Source organism: Moorena sp. SIO1F2, assembly GCF_010672755.1.
Taxonomy (GTDB): Bacteria; Cyanobacteriota; Cyanobacteriia; order Cyanobacteriales; family Coleofasciculaceae; genus Moorena.
On the sequence record NZ_JAAHFV010000403.1, the window covers coordinates 1 to 5,461 of the forward strand.

Consider the following 5,461-nt stretch of genomic DNA (forward strand, 5'->3'; position numbering starts at 1 on the left):
TTCACCCTGACTGCTGTAAACTGACCCAATATTATTAAGGGTATTGGCTTCCTGGGAGCGCTCACCAATTTCTTTAAAAATAGCTAAAGCTTGCTGGTAGTATTCATTGGCTCGGTCATACTCACCCTGACTATGGTAAACTTCCCCAATATTATTGAAATTAGTAGCAACATTATCACGACCGCGATCGCCCAACTCTTGGTTAATGGCTAAAGCTTGCTGATAATAGTCTAGAGCTTGGCTATACTTGCCTTGGTCTTTATATATCGAGCCAATGTTGTTGAGTTTAGTCGCAATTCCTATGGAGTCGTCTAACCTTTTGCTAATGGTTAAGGATTGCTGGTAGTAATCTAGGGATTGGTTGTACTTTCCCCAATTGCTGTAAACTCCCCCAATATTATTGAGGAGGGTTCCAGTATTTTTATGGTCATCAATGTCTTGAGAAATAACCAAACCTTGCTGGTATGAATCTAGGGCTTGGTCATATTTACCCTGAGATTCGTAAACTTGCCCAATAAAAATCAGAGCAGTTATTTTTTGATAGGAGTCTTTGGTTTCTCGGGCAATGGCTAGGAGTTGCTGATAAGAGTCTAGGGCTTGATCATAGTTTCCTTGGCTGATTTGAGCTAGTCCAAGACCTCCCAGGATAGTTGCTTGAACGGAGCGATTTTCAAGTTTTCGAAAAATCTCTAAGGCTTGTTGGTAGTAGTCTATGGCTTGGTCATGGTTGCCCAATGCATAATAAGCGTTCCCAATCCCCCAAAGATTTGCACCTTCTCCTGTGAGATTTTCAATTTTTTTGGAAATGGCTAAGGCTTGTTGATAATAGTCTATGGTTTGCTGATACTTTCCCTGTTTAACGGAAACATCTCCAAGATTAGTAAGGGTAATCCATTCCTGAACTTGATTTTCGAGTTCGCGGTGAATAGCTAAAGCTTGCTGATAATAGTCAATGGCTTGGTCATACTGTTCTTGCTTGTGGTAAAGTGTAGCAATATTACCAAGGGTAGTGCTTTCCCCAGCCTGATTCTTAAGTTTGCGGTGAATAGCTAAAGCTTGCTGATAATAGTTGAGGGCTTGGTCATACTGTTCTTGCTTTTGGTAAAGTATAGCAATATTACCAAGAGTGGTGCTTTCATCAGCCTGATTCTTAAGTTTGCGGTGAATAGCTAAAGCTTGCTGATAATAGTTGAGGGCTTGGTCATACTGTTCTTGCTTTTGGTAAAGTATAGCAATATTACCAAGAGTGGTGCTTTCATCAGCCTGATTCTTAACTTCCTGGTGAATAGCTAAGGCTTGCTGATAATAGTTGAGGGCTTGGTCATACTGTTTCTGATTATAGTAAACTAAGCCAATATTATTGAGCGCAATTCCTTCCAGCTTACGCTTACCCAATTCTCGCCGAATAGCTAAGGATTCCTGGTAAACCTCAAGGGCTTTGACATACTCTCCTTTCTGGTTGTAAATCCCTCCAATCCAAAATAGAATATTCTGTTCTAATCCCCGAAAACCAGTTGGTTTAGTAATGGCTAATGCCAACTCCAGGGTTTCTAGCCCTTTATCCAATTCCCCTTGATTGTTATACAGTATTCCCTTCAAGGTCAGGGCTACACCTTCCCTTAATTGATAACCCTCTTCTCGACTCAGGGCATGAGCTTGCTCAAGAAACTCCCCAGCTTGGTTTAATTTCCCTGACCTGATGTAAGCTAAGCCGATCCCATTCAGAGCGTAGGCTTGATAGTAGCGTGCGAGAATGCGTTCGCGAAGCGTGGCCAAAGGCCAATCGCGTAGCGGCTCTTTCAGAGCATCGCTTTTCTGAGTCTCACCTACTTCTTTGAGAATACTCAAACCTTGCTCTAACCTATCTAAGGCTTTGTCATACTCTCCTTGGGAAGAGTAAACTGAGCCAAGACTAACCAGTGCATAACCAATCCCAAGCTGATTACCTACTTCTTGGTTAATAGTTAGGGCTTGCTCCAACAACTCCAGAGCTTTAGGATACTCTTCGAGACTTGAATAAACTGTTCCGATCTGGGTCAGGGTTTCCCCTTCTTCCTTTCGCTCCCCTAGACTTTGACGGATTTTCAGAGCTTCTTGCAATACTTCCAGGGCTTTGGTTTCTTGAGATAATAGATTGTAAACCTGTCCAAGGCCATTAAGAGCAAATGCAACACCTGTAGAGTTTCCCAATTCCCGATAAATCGTCAATAGTTGTTGATAACTCTCCTTGGCTTGAGGCAACTGACCTTTAACAAACTCTGACCTTGCCCTATCCAATAACTGCTCCGCTTGAGTGGCTTGGTCTGGAGTCTTTTGTGCTACTGCTGGAGCAACTCCCAGATTTTCTGGAGCTAGAATCGGTGAGAGCAGGCAGAGTAAGGTAGCACTAGCGAGCTTGAAACAGAATACAGGAATAGTAGAGTAAGTACCCATCGACAAATCAGCCATTTGGTAGTTTCTTACTATATATCCTTAGGTGGTGCTACTTTTATGCGGATTTTACTAAGGAAATTTTAAATTGGGTGAGGGAGTAGGGAGTAGGGAGTAGGGAGTAGGGAGTAGGGAGTAGGCAGTGGACGAAAAATTGCTGTGGGAATTAAAGGGTTCGACTCCCCTTCAGTCATTGAAGTCTCTGGTTAACGGTCAACGGTCAACAGTTAACAACAAACCAGACCAGGTAATGACGTCTAACACACGAGTACCCATTTACCGCTAACTAGTACTAGTTTTTCGCTAACTAGTACTAGTTTATCACATACCAGTACTCGTTTCTCGTTAACTAGTACTGGTGTATAACAAATGGGTACTGGTGTATAACAAATGGGTACTAGTTTGTTATATATTAGTACTCGTTTTCGTTAACTAGTACTGGTGTATAACAAACTAGTACTAGTTTTTCGTTAAACTGTACTAGTTTATCACTTAACAGTACTCGTTTCTCAGTAACTAGTACTTGTTGCTAACATACTAGTACTAATGTATCAAAAACAGGAACCTGTTTGTTCTAAACGAGTACTATTTTCTCACATGCCAGTACTGGTTTGCTGTTTTATCGGTGCTATAGCGGAAATTCAATTAACTTATATGGAGAAGGGCATAGGTAGGGTGAGTTATACCGAGTTGCATTCAAAGAGAGTAGATTAGTTGGATAGGGAGATGGGGAGATGGGGAGATGGGGAGATGGGGAGATGGGGAGATGGGGAGATGGGGAGATTGGCGGAAGAGAAAGTTGTACCTTTGACCGCAACTTAGTATTAGGGGCGGACTTGCCCTTATTGTTAGCTTCGTAGCCAGGGTTGAGATAGTCCGCCCCGTAACGCACCACCGGGTCTGAATTTTAACAGGATGGATGTTCAATCTTGTAAATTTTCCACATCAGCTAAATCTTGTAACCTTCCTGATGCTTGTTTATTTTTTATAAGATTGTCTAAATCAATAAAATTAACCGATATATCGTCAATGATTACCTCAATTTTAGCCTGATAACAGGTTTCAAAATCCTCAGCTGTCAGCGGTCAGCTGTCAGCGGTCAGCTTAAAATAAACCTCGTTGGTGTAGCGTGCGCATCGTGCAAACTGGAGAATTTAATATAGAGAGGTTTTAGTTAGTTGAAAGTCTGGGTAAAAGTGAGATTCACCCTTCTGTTCCCAGATCCGCTGTTCCCAGATCCGCTGTTCCCTTTGCTATTTGGTATAGCGAGGATGACCATGTACGGCTACTGCATAACCACCAATTACTAAATATTTGACTTGATTATCGTTTAATAATTGTATAAACTCTTTGAAGTCTTGGTTGAGCATTGTTGTATTGATATTGGTGGTATTGCTGACGGATTATTTATAGGGCTTCTAAGCGTTTTTTATAGGACTGTTTTCGCCAGTCCCTAAAATCGCTTTTTTGTTGCTTTATTTTGAGTTTTTTAACTACTTTTTCCATAACCCTATTTTAGTGATTGTTAAAGATTACAAATTAGTTTAAACTATAAAAATTACCACCTCGGCTTAAAAATCCCTAGTAGAACATAATATCCTACAGTGGATTTCAATCCGCGCCCCAAACCTCCCACACTGACCACGCTTTCCATATTTACCACACTTTACTCTCTCTACCACACTTGCCACACCCGTGATGACAACCCCACAAGCTATTGACTGGAATTCCCTAGCCTCGGAACTTACCGGAATAGAAATTATTGATGACCCAACCCAAGTCGCTAAATTATCCCTAGACTACTACCACTTCAGTCCGGTACTGGAATCCCAGCTTAAAGATAAACGGGGGAACATCGTAGTTCGTCCCACTACGGTGGCGGAAGTCCTGGAAATAGCTAGGGTTTGCGTTAAGTACAAAGCTCCCCTAACCGTAAGAGGCTCAGGGACTGGTAATTATGGTCAGTGTATCCCCCTCAACGGTGGTCTGATTCTCGATACTACTCGCCTCAATCAGATTAACTGGATAAAACCGGGTTTAGCCTCTGTTCAGCCAGGGGTCAAGCTAGCAGCCTTTGACAAAGAAGCTCATAAAATTGGCTGGGAATTGCGCATGGCTCCCTCTACCTATCGCACCGCTACTATTGGTGGGTTTATTGGTGGCGGGAGTGGCGGCATTGGTTCCATTACTTATGGAGTATTACGCGATCGCGGAAATATTCATGCTCTCCAAGTCGTCACCCTCGAAGACCAGCCCCGTGTGATCGAATTACGGTCAGATCAGTTGCAGAAGGTGAATCACGCCTATGGGACCAATGGCATTATCACCGAATTAGAAATACCCTTAGGACCAGTCTATCCTTGGGCTGAAGTGATTGTAGTCTTTGATGACTTTATGACTGCGGCCAGATTTGGTCAAGCTTTAGGTGATGCGGATGGCTTGATTAAGAAACTGATTAGCATTCACGCTTGGCCAATTCCATCCTACTTTGCCGCTCTCAGCAACTACCTTCCGGAAGCTAAGCACTGTGCCTTGCTGATGATAGCGGAATCTTCCCTAGAGCCATTCCAGGATTTAGTTCGGGAGTATGGTGGAGAGGTCACTTACCAGAAGACTGCCCTAGAAGCGAGTAAGGGAGTCAGCCTAGCAGAGTTCACCTGGAATCATACCACCTTACACGCCCGTAGTGTTGATCCCAGCCTCACCTATTTACAAACCTCATTTGTGAATCTGGAACAGGTGGAGCATTTTTATCAGCACTTTGGGGATGAAGTGATCATGCATTTAGAATTCATGCGAGTGGCAGGACAACTCATACCAGTGGGACTACAAATCGTTCGGTATAGTTCCGAAGAGCGTTTGAATGAGATTATTCGCTATCACGAAGACTATGGCGCTATGATTGCTAATCCCCACACCTACATCCTAGAAGATGGGGGTATGAAAACCGTTGATATGGAACAGTTGCGGTTTAAGGAAATAGTTGATCCCTATGGATTGATGAATCCCGGTAAAATGCGAGCCTGGGAGA

At 42.9% G+C, this 5,461-nt stretch carries 3 protein-coding genes; 2 read left to right on the top strand and 1 reads right to left on the bottom strand.

Going from position 1 to position 5,461, the window contains the following annotated elements; translation table 11 throughout:
- Positions 1–2,448 (bottom strand): tetratricopeptide repeat protein (locus tag F6J94_RS29375; RefSeq protein WP_293046815.1); only part of this gene is annotated, 2,448 nt, incomplete at its 3' end.
- A 716-nt stretch (positions 2,449–3,164) separates the two neighbouring features.
- On the opposite strand from F6J94_RS29375, the gene F6J94_RS29380 reads away from it, so the two are divergent.
- Together F6J94_RS29380 and F6J94_RS29385 are read left to right on the top strand one after the other, a co-directional pair.
- Positions 3,165–3,290, top strand: coding sequence for a hypothetical protein (locus F6J94_RS29380; protein WP_293046817.1), 126 nt, complete (start codon positions 3,165–3,167; stop codon positions 3,288–3,290).
- Between the two features lie 838 nt (positions 3,291–4,128).
- Positions 4,129–5,461, top strand: a 1,333-nt coding sequence (locus F6J94_RS29385; RefSeq protein WP_293046819.1) for an FAD-binding oxidoreductase, incomplete at its 3' end; no start/stop codon positions are given.